The 14,849-nt window shown below is 56.5% G+C and carries 14 protein-coding genes; 8 read left to right on the top strand and 6 right to left on the bottom strand.

Going from position 1 to position 14,849, the window contains the following annotated elements:
* Positions 1–4: 4 nt before the first annotated feature.
* On the bottom strand, positions 5–757 hold the full coding sequence (locus QPM17_RS09355) for a TVP38/TMEM64 family protein (protein WP_285390407.1): 753 nt from the start codon (positions 755–757) through the stop codon (positions 5–7).
* Between the two features lie 233 nt (positions 758–990).
* Between QPM17_RS09355 and QPM17_RS09350 the strand changes: the two genes are divergently transcribed.
* Both QPM17_RS09350 and QPM17_RS09345 read left to right on the top strand, forming a co-directional pair.
* Positions 991–1,962: a DnaJ C-terminal domain-containing protein gene (locus QPM17_RS09350; protein WP_285390406.1), complete on the top strand. Its 972-nt coding sequence runs from the start codon at positions 991–993 to the stop codon at positions 1,960–1,962.
* Positions 1,963–1,974: 12 nt separating this feature from the next.
* Positions 1,975–2,319, top strand: coding sequence for a chaperone modulator CbpM (locus tag QPM17_RS09345; RefSeq protein WP_285390405.1), 345 nt, complete (start codon positions 1,975–1,977; stop codon positions 2,317–2,319).
* A 134-nt stretch (positions 2,320–2,453) separates the two neighbouring features.
* Here the strand turns inward: QPM17_RS09345 and QPM17_RS09340 are convergent, their stop codons facing one another.
* On the bottom strand, positions 2,454–2,624 hold the full coding sequence (locus tag QPM17_RS09340) for a DUF6435 family protein (RefSeq protein ID WP_285390404.1): 171 nt from the start codon (positions 2,622–2,624) through the stop codon (positions 2,454–2,456).
* A 212-nt stretch (positions 2,625–2,836) separates the two neighbouring features.
* Here QPM17_RS09340 and QPM17_RS09335 point away from each other — a divergent pair, with 212 nt between their 5' ends.
* From QPM17_RS09335 to QPM17_RS09325, 3 genes are all read left to right on the top strand, one after another.
* Entirely contained in the window at positions 2,837–4,282 is a 1,446-nt protein-coding gene (locus QPM17_RS09335; RefSeq protein ID WP_285390403.1) for a DUF5666 domain-containing protein, read from the top strand.
* Between the two features lie 82 nt (positions 4,283–4,364).
* Positions 4,365–5,222, top strand: coding sequence for a DUF6502 family protein (locus QPM17_RS09330; RefSeq protein ID WP_285390402.1), 858 nt, complete (start codon positions 4,365–4,367; stop codon positions 5,220–5,222).
* 56 nt (positions 5,223–5,278) lie between these two features.
* Positions 5,279–6,784 carry a DUF5666 domain-containing protein gene (locus QPM17_RS09325; RefSeq protein ID WP_285390401.1) on the top strand — a complete coding sequence of 502 codons (1,506 nt, stop codon included), beginning with the start codon at positions 5,279–5,281 and terminating at the stop codon, positions 6,782–6,784.
* Between the two features lie 55 nt (positions 6,785–6,839).
* Here the strand turns inward: QPM17_RS09325 and QPM17_RS09320 are convergent, their stop codons facing one another.
* Positions 6,840–7,805 (bottom strand): NAD(P)H-dependent flavin oxidoreductase, encoded by a 966-nt coding sequence (locus QPM17_RS09320; protein ID WP_285390400.1) that lies wholly within the window; start codon positions 7,803–7,805, stop codon positions 6,840–6,842.
* Between the two features lie 107 nt (positions 7,806–7,912).
* Between QPM17_RS09320 and QPM17_RS09315 the strand changes: the two genes are divergently transcribed.
* From QPM17_RS09315 to QPM17_RS09305, 3 genes are all read left to right on the top strand, one after another.
* Positions 7,913–8,635 (top strand): DsbA family protein, encoded by a 723-nt coding sequence (locus QPM17_RS09315; protein ID WP_285390399.1) that lies wholly within the window; start codon positions 7,913–7,915, stop codon positions 8,633–8,635.
* Positions 8,636–8,757: 122 nt separating this feature from the next.
* Positions 8,758–9,768, top strand: coding sequence for an oxygen-dependent tRNA uridine(34) hydroxylase TrhO (trhO, locus tag QPM17_RS09310; protein ID WP_285390397.1), 1,011 nt, complete (start codon positions 8,758–8,760; stop codon positions 9,766–9,768).
* A 28-nt stretch (positions 9,769–9,796) separates the two neighbouring features.
* Positions 9,797–10,528, top strand: a complete 732-nt coding sequence (locus tag QPM17_RS09305; RefSeq protein WP_285390396.1) for a DUF481 domain-containing protein — start codon at positions 9,797–9,799, stop codon at positions 10,526–10,528.
* A gap of 2 nt (positions 10,529–10,530) precedes the next feature.
* On the opposite strand, the gene QPM17_RS09300 is transcribed toward QPM17_RS09305, so the two are convergent.
* From QPM17_RS09300 to QPM17_RS09290, 3 genes are all read right to left on the bottom strand, one after another.
* The gene (locus QPM17_RS09300; protein ID WP_285390395.1) at positions 10,531–11,478 is read right to left on the bottom strand and encodes a YbgA family protein; all 948 of its coding nucleotides are present in this window, start codon (positions 11,476–11,478) and stop codon (positions 10,531–10,533) included.
* Between the two features lie 92 nt (positions 11,479–11,570).
* Positions 11,571–13,787, bottom strand: coding sequence for a glycosyltransferase (locus QPM17_RS09295; protein WP_285390394.1), 2,217 nt, complete (start codon positions 13,785–13,787; stop codon positions 11,571–11,573).
* Entirely contained in the window at positions 13,784–14,842 is a 1,059-nt protein-coding gene (locus tag QPM17_RS09290) for a lysylphosphatidylglycerol synthase transmembrane domain-containing protein (protein ID WP_285390393.1), read from the bottom strand. Before QPM17_RS09290 ends, QPM17_RS09295 begins: the two co-directional genes overlap by 4 nt.
* Positions 14,843–14,849: the final 7 nt, after the last annotated feature.

Genomic DNA, 14,849 nt, shown 5'->3' with positions numbered 1-14,849 from the left:
CAGGTCACTGTTTGATCTCCAGGCTGTGGTCTTCCTCTGTGTATCTGGTCAGAGCACGACGGGCGAGGATGTTGAGGTAAATGACAGCGGCCACGGTGCCGGCAAACCCAATGCCGTAAATGGCCCACTCAAGAGGAGAGCGGCCTGTCTCCCGCACGCCCAGTACAGTCAGGTCGGCTGCGATAGACCCCAGATACACGTTGTGAAGAGAGAAGGGGGTAAAGCCAATGGCGGAGCCCCCAACAAAACCGCGGAACGAAAACCGGGTCAGGCCGAAAAAATAGTTTGAAAGCTTGCTGGGGAAAAACGGAATCAGCCGGGTCAGTAGCACGATTTTCCAGCCATGGGGCGTCAGCTCGTCACTCATAAGTCGCAGGCGCGATCTGGCCATGACGAATTCTTTTGCCCGTTCGCCAAAAAGATACCGGGCGATCAGGAAAGCCAGGGACGCACCCAGCACTGTTCCGGTGACCACGTAGATGGTGCCTTCCAGCACCCCGAATACAAAGCCTGCACCGGTGGTGAACAGAAAGCCTGGCAGCAAGACCACCACCGTTACGGTCATCAGCAGTATAAATAACAGTGCCGCCCAGGTTCCCTGGGCTTCAAACCACTGGAGCATGTCCACGACCCGTTCGTGGATGCCCATAGAATAAAGGATGGCAAGAATAACACCGACAAAAGCGATGCTGGCCAGCATCCCCACAATGGGAGATCGTTTCCAGCCGGCTCTTCGCTCCTGCTTTGCTTCTTGCATAATGGAGGGCGTCCTCCTGCCGTGAAGACGAAAGTGAACGGTATGGGATATCCCCTTATCACATACAGCCTAGGATAGGCCAAGTGCTGAGATCAAATCCCACACCAGGGCCAAAAGCTGATACGCATCAATTCTGATACGCTACCACCTTGTAATTTCCACTTTCCCATCAAATATAGAGGTAATAACCGGGTAAACAATGCCCAGTACTCTAAACAGGTGTGAGGAAAAGAATGGACTTCAAAGACTATTACGCCGTACTTGGTGTGAGCGAGTCTGCCTCTCCCGAGGAAATCAAAAAGGCCTATCGGAAACTGGCTCGGAAATACCATCCGGACGTCAGCAAGGAAGACAACGCTTCCGACAAGTTCAAGGACGTCAGTGAGGCCTACGAAGTACTGAAAGACCCCGAAAAGAGAGCCGAATACGACGAGCTGAAAAAATATGGCGCGCGGCGGGACGGTTCGTTCGAGCGTCCTCCCGGCTGGGAGAGTGCGTCCGGCTTTGGTGGTGGAGGTTTTACCGACGCCGATGCTTCGCAGTTCAGTGACTTCTTTGAGGAAATCTTCGGTGGTGGCCGTCGCGCAGGTGGCGGTTTTGGGGCAGGCTTTGGCGGTCAGCGGCACTCCATGCGCATGCGGGGTGAAGATGTGCATGCTCGTCTGGCACTGTTCCTGGAAGAGGCCTTCCACGGCTGTGAGAAGCAGGTGTCATTCAATGTTCAGGAGCCTGACGCCAACGGTCACATCGTGCAGCGCAAGAAAACCCTGAACGTGAAAATACCCGCCGGCATGAAAGAAGGACAGCACATCCGCCTGAAGGGCCAGGGCGCGCCAGGTATCGGGGGTGCGGAAAACGGCGATCTGTTTATCGAAGTGGAATACGCGCCGCACCCCCTGTTCACGGTGGAAGGCAAGGATATACTGGTAACAGTGCCTGTAGCCCCCTGGGAAGCTGCCCTTGGTGCCTCGGTCACGGTTCCCACCGTAGGGTCGAAGGTGAACGTGAAAGTGCCCAAGGGCTCTTCCAGCGGTCGCAAGCTGCGGCTCAAAGGTAAAGGGCTGCCCGGAAAACATCCGGGGGACCAGATCGTAGTGTTGCAGGTCGTGATGCCCGAACGGCACTCTGAAGAAGCCGAGGAGCTGTACAAACAGCTGGCCGAGGCAGAAAAAGGGTTTAATCCACGCAGCAAACTGCATGTGTGAGCGGGGTGAAGGATGACTGACAAAGATCGGATTCTGAGCGTCGAACTGGTGGAGCCCACCGCTACATTCACCCTGCGGGAGATCTGTGAACGCGGGGATTGTCATGCCGAGTTCGTCATTAAACTGGTGAACTACGGTGTGATCACTCCAGTGGAGGACTCGCCAGAGGCACGGCAATGGCAGTTTGATCTCGACGCCCTGGCTCGTCTACGCAAGGCCCAGCGTTTGCAGCGGGACCTGAAAATGAACCTGCCCGGGTTGGCCATGTCCCTGGAACTTCTCGACGAGGTCCAGGAAATGCGCCGTGAAGTCGATCGCCTTAACCGGCAGCTCAGGCAGTTTCTGGGAGACTCCTAGTCCCGGTCCGGCTGGTAACCCCTGCCCAAAACACGCCCGTAAATACGTCCCTGTAGGGCTCGGTCGCGCCATCCCTGGCGCTCCACGGTTTTGGACAGAGGTTACCAGCCGGACCTCCCGCCAAACCCGGAGTTCTACTCCTTATCCATCTTCTGCAGTTCCGCGTAAATCTTTTCCGCTTCTTCCATCAGTGTGCCATGGGTGCGCAGGTCGCCGTTGCGCTGGGCATGCAGCGCTTTTTGCAGCTTGGCCTCGTACTCTTTCTGTAGCTTTTTCTTCGGATTGCCCTTCAGAAATCCCAGCATTGTTTCACCTGTTTTCATTCATGTGTTCAGTAGCTTACGCCTGTCAGACAGGAAAGTTCACAAAATATTCATGATCAGAAACTGGACAATGTTATTTTTTGGGATAATATTCCCAAATAAGATATTGGGAAAATAATCCCAATTAGAAAAGGGGTGCCAGCCTGGTGGAGTACGTGGCTGGCATTATGGAATGAAAGGGACGGAGAAAAACGATGAAGCGCAATCCTTTGGTAACAGCAATCAGGCTCGCCATAACCGGAGCACTGGCAGGCTCTCTGGTGGCGTGTGGCGGCGGTGGTTCGGGCTCGTCCGCCAGTGACACTACCTCCTCCGGCGCCAGCGTCGGTGCAGTCACTGGATTTGGCAGTGTGTATGTAAACGGTACCCGTTTTGAAACCAACGGCAGTGTTGACAGCGATGATGGTGTCGAGCGGGAGGAGCAACTTGAAAAAGGCATGATTCTCCGGGTTGAGGGTGACTGGGACGACCGCGGCGAGGGCCGTGCAGATCTGGTCAGCTATGACGACACACTCCGGGGCCCCGTCTCCGCCATGAGCTGGGATGACGTCGCGCGTACTGGAACTCTCACCATGCTTGGCCAGAGCCTCGAGCTGGACGGCCGGACTGTATTTCGCGGCGCCACGCCGACCGAAATTGCCGGCAACCCTCAAGGGTATCGGGTACGCGTCAGTGCCTGGCGCCTGGAAGATGGCAGCTTCCGCGCCAGTTATGTAGGCGCCCGCGCCATCGGGCTGGAGTTTGATGACAGCAACGAAGTCGAAATTGAAGGCGTCGTTGCCAACCTGGACAAAAGTGCGGAAACCTTCACCATAAATGGCTTCCAGATTGACTACACAAGCGCTGAGGGAGATGACGACTTCTCCCTGGATAATCTGGCCAATGGTCTCGTAGTGGAAGTGGAAGGCCTCCTCAGCGGTGGCATCATCATTGCCGAAGAAATCGACGACGAGGACGACTGGTTCGATGACGATGATGATGTCGAAATCTCCGGCACTGTCTACAACTATGACGCCGGGAACCGTCGATTCTCCCTCAACGGCGTATCGGTGCAGATCGATGGCGGCACCGAATTTGATGATATCCGCGAAAGTAACCTGGCAGATGGCCTGTTTGTGAAAGTCGAAGGTGACTTCCGTAACGGTGTGCTGGTGGCTGATGAAATCGAGGGCCGCGACTCGGATGCCGAGCTCGACGGCCGTATCGAATCCATTGATCTGAGTAATGAATCCCTGGTCGTAAGCGGTGTGCTGGTGCAGCTCACGGCCAATACTCTGATTGAAGACGACGATGATGATGACGACGATCGTCAAAGCCGCGTCCAGGATATGGAAAGCCTGAGAGTTGGTGATTACTTGGAAATTGAAGGCCGCCAGCGCAGTACCGGCGAAGGCTACCTCGAGGCGTACAGCATTGAGCGTGAAGATGATGACGACGATGATGATTACGAACTTGACGCGAGGTTGAACGCCGTTGGCGAAAGTTCCATCACCCTCATGAACCTCGAGATCCTGCTGAATGGATACAGTCTCTCCGGAGCGCAGGTTGGCGACGAAGTCGAAGTGGAGTATCGCCAGACCGCGGGCGGTCAGTACGCGCTGACCGATAATGTCGAAGTCGACGATGATGATGACGATTGATCAATGGACCGCCTGGCCAGGCCGGGTATTGCCGGCCTGGAATTCTGGCTTTTGACATCATAATGGGAATACAATCCCAAATATGAAAAGTTTCAACACCAACCCCCTGCACCGGGCGCTGTATCGCATTCTGCGCCCCATGGCGCGCCTGCTGCTCCGCAACGGCATTCCGTTCGCTGAGTTTGCCGAACTGGTCAAGCGCGCCTATGTGGACGCGGCAATGGAAGACTTTACCGATCAGCGCAAGAAGCCCACGGACTCCCGCGCAGCGGTGATGACAGGGCTCACGCGCAAGGAAGTGAAGAAACAGCGGGAAATCCTGGCAGGGGAGCACCAGGGAGCACCTGGCAAAAGGCAGGAAAACCGGGCATCCCGGGTGGTTTCAGGTTGGGTGCACGACCCGGCTTTCCAGAACAGTGAAGGCCAGCCGGTGGCCCTGCCGTTTGATGGGCCACTCAGCTTCAGTGAGCTGGTAAGGCGATACAGCGGCGATATGACGCCGCGTGCGGTGTTGGAAGAGTTGCAACGGGTAGGTGTTGTGGCAGTCGGGGATGCCGGAGAACTGGTGTTGCGCCAAAGGGCCTATGTGCCGGCGGGTGACAGCGAAGAAATGCTCCAGATCTTCGGCGAAGACGTATCTGATCTCATTGCGACCATTGATCATAATCTGGTGGGGAGCGAGCACAACAGTCAGCCCCTGTTCCAGAGAACGCTGGTGTACAACAACATTCCCCCGGAAATCATGGCTCGCTGGCGCAAATACGCCGCGCAGCAGTCCCAGACCATGCTGGAGCAGCTGGACAGGTGGCTGGGGCCCCATGACCGGGACATTGCCAGCCACGGCACAGGCAAAGTCACGGGGGATTCAGTACGAACCGGAGTAGGCGTTTTCTACTTTGAAGACCCACTTCAGCCAGATATTGAAAGAGAACGGAACTAACAACCAGTTTTTTGTACGCCATTGTTAGCTCCGTTATTGGCCAGGGAGACGCATGCATGAAACCCAGATCAGTCCGGTTAGCTACCCGCTTTTCGTTGAGCGGGCTGGCCATTGGTATCCTGGCTGCCTGCGGTGGCGGCGGCAGCGATAGTCTTGATATCGCCGATGGCGGCATTCGTGGAACAGGCTCCAGCGTAGGCCCGGTTTCCGGTTTTGGTAGTGTGTTTGTCAATGGTGTGCGGTTCAGTACCGAAGGCCTGAATGGCCAGGTTCAGAGCGATGACGGCATTACCGCCGAAAGCGAACTGGACGAAGGCATGATCCTGCGGGTTGATGGTGAATGGCGGGATGATGGTCAGGGTACGGCCGACCGCGTTGAATACGACGATACACTCAGAGGCGAAGTGGTCGTAATTCAGCCCTGGGACCTGGCAAGCAAGACGGCCATCCTCAGCGTCTACGGGCTCACTGTTCATATCGACAACCAGACAGTGATCCGGGGCAAGGACGTGGTCGAACTTGCGGATGGTGACTTCGTCAGGGTCAGTGCCTGGAGGTTGCCCGACGGAGAGTTCCGGGCAAGCCTGGTTCGCGTTCGGGATGACCTGGCGTCTGTTGAGTTTGATCCGGATAACGACATTGAAATCGAAGGGAAAGTCAGGAATTTTGATGCCGATCTGTGCACGTTCGAAATCGGTAATCTTACGGTTGAGTGTGATACGGATAACACCGACTTTGATGGCATCGCCCTGGCGGATCTTGCCAATAATCCCTTCATCGAAGTAGAGGGGGATGTCAGCGGCAGTGTGCTGTCTGCCCGGGAAATCCAGCAGGACGATCTGCGTCGCTATCGGCGGGGTGATGACGACGATATCGAATTTGCCGGCCCTGTCAGCCGAGCCTTTGACTCGGGTAACGGAACATTTGAAATCAATGGTCTGGTCGTTCGGGTAAGCAGCGAAACCGAGTTTGATGACGGCCTGTCGGAAACAGACCTTGTGCCGGATCTTCTGATTCAGGTGGAAGGTGAATTCCTCAACGACGGCACGGTAGACGCTGAGGAAATCGAGCTGCGCGAAGGCGAGTCCGAAGTTGAGGGTCGTGTCGCAACCAACAGCGTCAACTCAACGGATCAAACGTTCCGCATTGGCGGGGTCCTGGTCCAGGTAACACCGCTGACGGCCCTGATAAGTAAAAATGATCCCGGCATCAGTTTCCAGCAACTTGGCGGGCCGGAGGAAGTGGAAGTCAGTGGCATTGAGCGGGTCGATGGCAATGGCGCTGTCTACCTGGAGGCATTCAAGGTCGAAGTTGATGACGAGCTTGCGGAGGACGGGTTCGAGCTGGTCGGCCGCTTGCGCAGTATGGATGTCAACGGAATTGATGTGCTGGGTGTGAGCATTCGGTTTGACCCCGATACCGATTTCGATACCAGTCGTGATGAACTGCAGGATTTGGTGGATCGTGGAGAAAACCCGCTGGTAGAGGTGGAATACCGGCAAAACACCAGTGGCATTCTGTTTGTAGATGAAATCGAACTTGAAGCAGATGACGACGACTGACCGGGAGTAGCATCAACCGGGTGCGCAATTGGGCACCCGGTTATCCCGGGCAGTTCTAACCACAAACCCGCGAACGGGCCTGGCGGTATTCGTCGGTTATACGTGCCACGAGCGCACTGACCGGAACCACATCCGTAATCTGGCTAACTCCCTGGCCAGCCGACCAGACCGTTTTCCAGGCCTTGGCCTCGTCGTTCACAGGTTTCAGCTTCTCGCCATAATCAAGTTTGCCGGCCTGGTCCAGTTTATCCATAGGGTAGCCGGCCGCTTCCAGGCTCTGGCGCATGAAGTTGGCAGGGATGCCTGAAACCGCTGGTGTGTGGATGATGTCGCCGGATACCGCCTCAATGATCATGCTCTGGTAGGCGGCTTCCGCACGGGACTCGGAGGTGTTGATAAATCGCGTGCCCATGTAGCAGAGATCGGCCCCCATGGCCTGGGCTGCGAGAATGTCTTCGCCTTTGGATAACCCGCCGGCCAGCAGGATGATGCCATCAAACACCTCGCGAATTTCGTGCACCAGCACGAACGGATTGATGGTGCCGGCATGCCCGCCTGCGCCTGCTGACACGGCGATAATGCCATCCACCCCCGCTTCCGCTGCCTTGCGGGCATGCTTCTGGTTGGTCACATCGTGGAACACCAGGCCCCCATAGCTGTGCACCGCCTCGGTCACACGGGTTGCAGCGCCAAGAGAAGTGATCACAATAGGTACCTGGTGCTTTACGCACAGTTCCAGATCAGCTTCCCAGCGTGGGTTGGTGCGGTGAACGATCAGGTTGACGGCATAGGGCGCGGTTTTCTGGTCCGGGTGGGTCTGGCGGAAATCGTTCAGGCCCTCGTTCATCTGAATCACCCATTTCTCGAAATCTTCGCTGGTACGCTGGTTCAGGGCCGGAAAACTGCCGACGATGCCCTGCTTGCAGCATGCAAGGGCCATCTCGGGGCCCGAGATCAGGAACATGGGCGCTGCCACCAGGGGGAGGTTCAGCGAAGTCTTCAGTGATTCAGGTAACGCCATGAGGATTCCTTAATGTTTGTTGAACCTTTGTAGGGTATAAGGGATCTTAGCGTGCTCACTACCTCCTGAAAATGATCAGAAACGAATAAACAACAAGGAGTTCCCTCATGGGCGAAGCAAAAAGAAGAAAAGAAACCGGTGCCCCGCCGCCCCGCAAGCAGAAAGATCGCAAGCCGATGTATGCCGGCCTTGGCGTTATTGTTCTGGTGTTTGTTGCGGTGGGTGTCTTTTTCCTCACTTCAAGCCCGGATCCGACGTCCGATGAGCTGCCGGTTGCAGCGCCCAACGCTACCCCCTTTCCCGCTGAACTGGATCGTTACGGGGTCTCAATGGGTGACGATGATGCCCCTGTGGTGGTGCGGGAATTTGCCGATTACCAGTGCCCCGCCTGCGCCCGTTTTTCAGACGCCAGCCAGCAGCTGAAAGAAGAGTACGTTGAGAGCGGCAAGGTGCGCTTTGTTTACTTTGACCTTCCGCTCCAGCAACACGACAACGCCGTGCCCGCAGCCCAGGCAGCACGCTGCGCCGGTGATCAGGATGCCTACTGGGCCATGCATGACAAACTGTTCGACATGCAGACCGAGTGGAGCGGCTCCGGCAGCCCGGTGGATACCTTCAGCCGCTACGCCAACGATCTGGGGCTGGATGAACGCCGTTTCCGCCGTTGCATGACCACCGACCTGCACATCGAAGACATCGAGCAGAGCCGTCGTGTGGCCATGCAGCTTCGGGTAACCAGCACACCAACGGTACTGGTAGACAATGTCCGCCTGACCCGTCCGGGATGGGGGCAGCTGTCGGCAGTGGTGGAACGTGAGCTGGCGGACTGAGGGCCGTAACTTCCCGTAATACTCTCCTGCGCCCGGATTCGTTAGAATGGCGGCCTCGCGCCTTTTGGCGATTATGAACATGCTCCGGATTTACGGTCCGGCCCGCAGGAGAAACCAGACTCATGAGCCAGGATGTTGTTGTCTGCGCGCTATACAAGTTCGCAGTTCTGAATGATTACAAAACCCTTCGCCAGCCGCTACTGGACCTGATGCTTGAGAAAGACGTGCACGGCACCCTGTTGCTGGCACGCGAAGGCATCAATGGCACCATTGCCGGCAGCCGGGAGGGGGTCGATGCAATCCGAAACTGGCTGGATGCCGACGAACGGTTCCATGGCATCGACTACAAGGAATCCTTCGTGGATATCCAGCCCTTCAAGCGCACCAAGGTAAAGCTGAAGAAAGAGATCGTCACCATGGGTGTGGAAGGCATTGACCCGAAACGCATCGTGGGCACCTATGTGGAGCCTCGGGAATGGAATGATCTGATCTCCGATCCGGACGTACTGGTAGTGGACACCCGTAACCAGTACGAAGTGGAAATCGGAACCTTCCAGCACGCCAGGAACCCGGCCACGGATACGTTCCGCGAGTTCCCCGAGTACGTCAAAGAGAACCTGGATCCGTCGAAGCACAAAAAGGTGGCCATGTTCTGCACCGGTGGAATCCGTTGCGAGAAATCCACGGCATTCCTGAAAGAGCAGGGCTTTGATGAGGTGTATCACCTCAAAGGCGGCATTCTTCGCTACCTTGAGGAAGTTCCGGAATCACAGAGCCTCTGGAAGGGCGAGTGTTTCGTGTTTGATGATCGGGTCACCGTGAACCACAAGCTGGAGCGGGGTGAGTATGACCAGTGTCACGCTTGCCGCCGGCCGATCACGGATGAAGACAAGCAGCGCCCCGAGTATGAGCAGGGGGTCAGTTGCCATCGTTGTATCGACTCGCTGACGCCAGAGCAGAAAGCCCGTTTTGCCGAGCGTGAGCGACAGATGCGACTGGCGGAGGAGCGCGGAGAAGCTCATGTGGGCGGCGAAGCAGCACGCATTATTGCGGAGCGAAAGGCCCGGAAAAAAGCCGAGCGGGAACAGCAGGCCCGCAAAAGCGCCCTGGGTGAGCAACGTGCGAAATCCTGACAACAGATAGTACAAACAAGGAGACCCCATGCAGTTCAGAGCAACCTTTCTTATTGTCTCGCTGGCCGTGTCGCCGATGGTGTCCGGTGAGGAATTCGAAGACTGGGAGGGGGAGGCTGAACTCGGTGTTCTGATCACTTCCGGTAATACCGAGGAGACCAATATCAATGGTCGTCTCGGTTTGCTGCATGAGATCGATGAATGGCGCAACAATGGCGAGTTTCGTTCGGCCTATTCGGAAACCGATGATGTCACCACATCGGAGAAGTACCAGGCCTCAATCCAGTCGGATTACAAGTTTGAGGGCAGCCAGTATCTGTTTCTCCGTGGTTCCTACGAGGATGACCGCTTCTCCGGGTATGACTTCCAGTCGTCCCTGACCACCGGTTACGGTAACCGGGTCTGGCAACGGGGCGAGCGCTCCTTCCTGGATCTGTCGGCGGGTCTTGGTTATCGCTTCAATAAACTGGAGGAACCGGATGAGAACGGCAACCGGGATGAAGAAGAGGCCATTGCCCGGCTGGCGGGCCAGTTCGATTACGCGCTGTCTGAAAACGCCCTTTTCCGCCAGAAGCTGAGTACGGAAATAGGCCTGGATGAGAACAACACCATTACAGAGTCTGAAACCTCGGTGCAGGCCACCGTGGTTGGTAACCTTTCAATGAAAGCGGCCTATCGGGTCCAGCACGTTTCCGATGAGCCCGAAGGCTCGGACGACACCGATACCGAAGTTTCGCTGTCGCTGCTGTATGGCTTCTGAGATCAGACCCGGTTCCTGAGCCCCAGTTCGTCCGGGTAGGGGGTCAGGTACTTCTGGCTGTGAAGGTAGTCCACCGGCTCCCGCCGCTGGGCCATTCTCAGCAGCGTCATCGGCACCACCAGGGGAACCTCGCCCCGGTGGTACGCCTCAATCTGCTCCATGAGCACTTTCCGGTCCTCATCCGCCATGGAGTCCCTCAGGTAACCCATCAGGTGCTGCATGGCATTAACATGGGAGCCGCGGCTGACCTTACACGTCATCGCCTCCATAAAGGACGATATGTACCGGCTGGCAATGTCTTCCAGAGGCTCTGATTTCAGATCGCCGAGCATGGGGCCCAGCTGGCGGTAGATCTTCTCGGAGTGGGCCAGCAACTGGAATTTGTGGCGGGTGTGAAACTCGATCAGTGCTCGGGCGGTGAGGTTTTGACCGGCAACGTTCTGCATCCAGTCGTCGTAGGCGAATACCCGCTCGATGAAGTTCTCCCGCAAGGTGTCGTCGTTCAGGCGGCCCTCTTCTTCCACCGGCATCAGCGGATAGTGTCGCATCAACGCTTCGGCAAACAGACCCCTGCCATCGCGGCGGGTCACATTGCCGTCTGCATTGTGTACCTTGATACGCTCCATGCCGCAGCTCGGGGATTTGGCCATCAGGATATAGCCTCGCAAATCCGCCAGTGTGGGAATCACCTCGTCAATAAATCCCTGCATGGCATCGGTATGGTCTGCGGTGCCTTTCGTCTCGATCAGTTTCAGGCCATCGTGATATTCCCGTAAATGGATAGCCGGACGGGGGACGCCCAGGCCTGCTTCCAGTTCCGGGCAGATGGACCGGAAGTCGAAATGACGGGAAAGCACCTGAGTGCAGAAACGGGAATGCTTGTGTCCGCCATCATGGCGGACTTCCTTGCCCAGAAGGCAGGTACTGATACCAACGGGGATGCCAGTCACAGTTAATCTCCGAGTTGAAAAGGTACCTTACAGGTACGTTTTCACAGTCTAAACCGATCAGATCTGGTGTTGAAAGAGTCGCATTAAACCCCTTACCGGGAGGACGAGCGAGCCAGAGTCAGGGCATAGATTTCCCGTACATCCCGGGCAAATTGTTCCACCGAATAATCGGCCGCAAATTCCAGGGCATGGGCCGCCAGTTCCTTGCGCAAAGCCGTATCTTCCAGCAACTGTTGCGCACGCTCACACCACTGGTCCTGCTTCTCCGGTGTCTTGAAACCGTTGTAGCCGTCTCGAACCACATCGTCAATGCCACTGGAACGCACCGCCACGACAGGCAGGCCGGCCGCCATGGCTTCCAGGATAACCATACCCTGGGTTTCCGACTTGGAGGCAAACAGGAAGACATCGCCCAGGTGGTACCAGGTGGCCATATCATCGGGGGGGATCGAGCCGACCAGCGTAAAGTGCTCCTGCAACCCCAACTCATCGATACGCTGTTGCAGTCGCTCATGCTGGTGTCCTTCGCCAATCATCAGGAAGCGGAAGGGGCGGTCAGTCCGCCGGCGCAGAGCATCAATGGCATCGATCATGAAATCGATGTTCTTTTCGTTGGACAGTCGGGACACGCTGATGAATATGGTCTCATCACCGAGGTTCAGGGATTCCCGCAGCTTGCGGACATCTTTATCGTCGACTTCCTGGAATCGCTGGTACTCGATACCTGTGGGCTGAACAAACACGGGGCTCTTGACGCCGATCATCCGCAGGTACTCTTCGGTGGAGTAGGTGGGCACGATGATACCGTCGCAGCGGTTGGCAAACCGTTTGACCAGTTCGTGGGAGATCAGGTTGCGGAAGAGGTTGCCCGGCAGGGGAACAAAGTGGGCGTAATGCTCCAGGCGCGTGTGATAGGTGTACACCGCGGGCACCCGCAGGCGCCATGCCATGAACAGCCCCAGCGACCCCAGCCAGATAGGGTGGTGTACGTGGATGATGTCGGGCTTGAAGGCCTTGACCTGCCGGCGGATTCGCGTCAGGAAGATATTGGCGAGGCGGAATTCGCGTTTCTCCCCCATGGCGAGCAGGGACGGAACCCGCACAACGTTGCTCTCCTGCCGGGGCTGGTCCCGGTACCGGGGGCATACGATGAGGATGGCATCGCCCAGGGATTCCAGGCCTTTTCGAAGGCGCTGGATGGAGATGGGAACACCACCTATGAATGGCAGGTAATTGTTGGTGAACATGGCAACCCGCAAGGGTTGTGACAGCCAGGGCTCTGGGTCCAGATCGTAGTCCGGGTAATAGTCCTTTTCCACAAAGATGGCGGTGTACAGTTTGATGCCTATAAGCACAAACACCGCCACCAGAAGGATGAAGTTCACATAACCCACATAGAACAATGAGTAGATGAAGAACCAGAGCGACTCCAGCGTGCTCAGTACCGGATTCTGCCCGACTTCCAGTCGCTCCAGTGAATGGCTGATCTCGCCCTCTTCGTTCACATCAACCCGCACGTAATGGTAAAAGCTGGTGTCATCGTTAAGCACCAGGCCACCGGCCCCGCCCGTGGTAATGAAGTGCGTATCACCCCGTACCTGATCCGAATACAGGGACAGGTTCGCGGAAAACACCATGTCCACACCGTGCCTGTCGATGGCCTCCAGCAGGGCCTCCCGGAACTCCGGAGGTTGCAGGAAATCGTCAGCCTGTTCGAACGGGGCTTTCTGGTCCGGATCCAGCAGTGGGTGCCCGATGAACAGAAAGCGGATCCTGTGGGCTTCCTGACTCAACAGATCATTCAGCCAGCGGATCTGCCATTGCCAGGGTGTTTTACCGGTACTGTCGAGGAAAATCAGCCGGGCTCCACCCGCCTTGATGCTGAAGAAGTGGGGGCCGAAGTGGTCATAGAATCGGTAGCTGCCGAAGTTCTTGTACTCATTCTCGCCGAAGGTTAACAGGTAGGGGATGTCCAGATGGGACAGGGTACCCTGGATGGCCCGGTATTTGTCTTCGCCGCCCCCGCTGACGGCGTTGCCGGCGGACACCATGAAGTCCAGGTCAGCTTCGTTGAGCGCCGGGATCATCCGTTCCTCGAAAACACCAACGGAATTGTTGATGTTGCCCACTACCGCGAAACTGAAGCCCCCGGCGCCAGACAGCGTGTCGTTGATACGAGCCACCTGCTCTGTGTGAAGGGCCTCGAAATCCGGCTCGAAATAGTTCAGATAGCCCTTGTACCCGACCAGCAGCACGACAATGGCAAGATTGACGTAGAACAGGATTTTTAACGGATGACGCGGCATCATTGGGCTTCCCTTCGATTCCTCACCAGTTCCCGCTGTAAAATCACCAGCCCAGCCAGCATACCCAGATAAATGGTGATAAACCGCCAACTGATGGTTATCAGCACCAGGTGGTTGGCGGTGAGTATGTCCCGGAAGAAACTGCCGAATACACCTTCCGATATGCCGGACGCGCCGGGGGTTGGTGAAAAATACATCACAAAGGTGGTTACCACCAGCAGGCCGGTGCTCACCAGGTAGTCTACCTCGTAATCCAGGGCCGATATCAGAAGTGCGGGAAAACTGAACAGACTGAGCAGAAAGATGAAGGTGAATATCACTGACAGCGCCACAAAACGTTTCGGACCTTTGATGTACACACCAAAACTGTAGGAGAAACGAAGCATTTCTCGCTTTGCTTTGAAGTGCCAGCGCCGGTGGCGACGTTCACCAATGATATGGAAGCGGTGCAACAACTCCAGCAGCCGCGCGAGGGGGGATATCAGCCAGTGGGTGCGAAACAGGACCACCATGAAAAAACCGAGGTAGAGCAGGATCAGGACCGCCAGTATCGGCCCCAGGCTGCCAACGAGGGGCTGGTTGTCCAGGGCGTCGAGAGTAAGCAGAAAGACCGGCGTCAGGGAAAAGATAAAGATCACCGCCATCACGGTGCGAATGGTTGTTGCTGCGGTGGCACGGCCCACCGGCACACCGTGATGGTGCAGGTACCAGATCTGCGCGAACCCGCCACCGGTGGCCATGGGCGTTACGTTGGAGAAAAACAGGTTGATGAACACCAGCCTGAAAACCACTGGGAAGGGTAAACGGTGCCCGAGGGCACGCAAGGTGAAGTGCAGCCGCAACCCGTCAGCCCCGAAGTAAACGATCAACAGGGCAATAATGGAAACAGCGGCTTGCGGGGAAATCAGGCGATCATCGAAGGTAACACTGCGCCCGGCAAACTGGTCGTAAACGGCATAGAGCCCGGCCGCCGTCATGGCAATGAAAATCAGGCTGAAAACCGTCAACCTGCGCCAGGATGCGCGCTGCTGATAATCTTTATCCGGAATATTGGTCATGGGTTGC

This window comes from Marinobacter azerbaijanicus (genome assembly GCF_030250645.1).
Taxonomy (GTDB): Bacteria; Pseudomonadota; Gammaproteobacteria; order Pseudomonadales; family Oleiphilaceae; genus Marinobacter; species Marinobacter azerbaijanicus.
The sequence above is the reverse complement of the archived record's forward strand: the minus strand, read 5'-3'. Positions and strand labels throughout refer to the sequence as shown.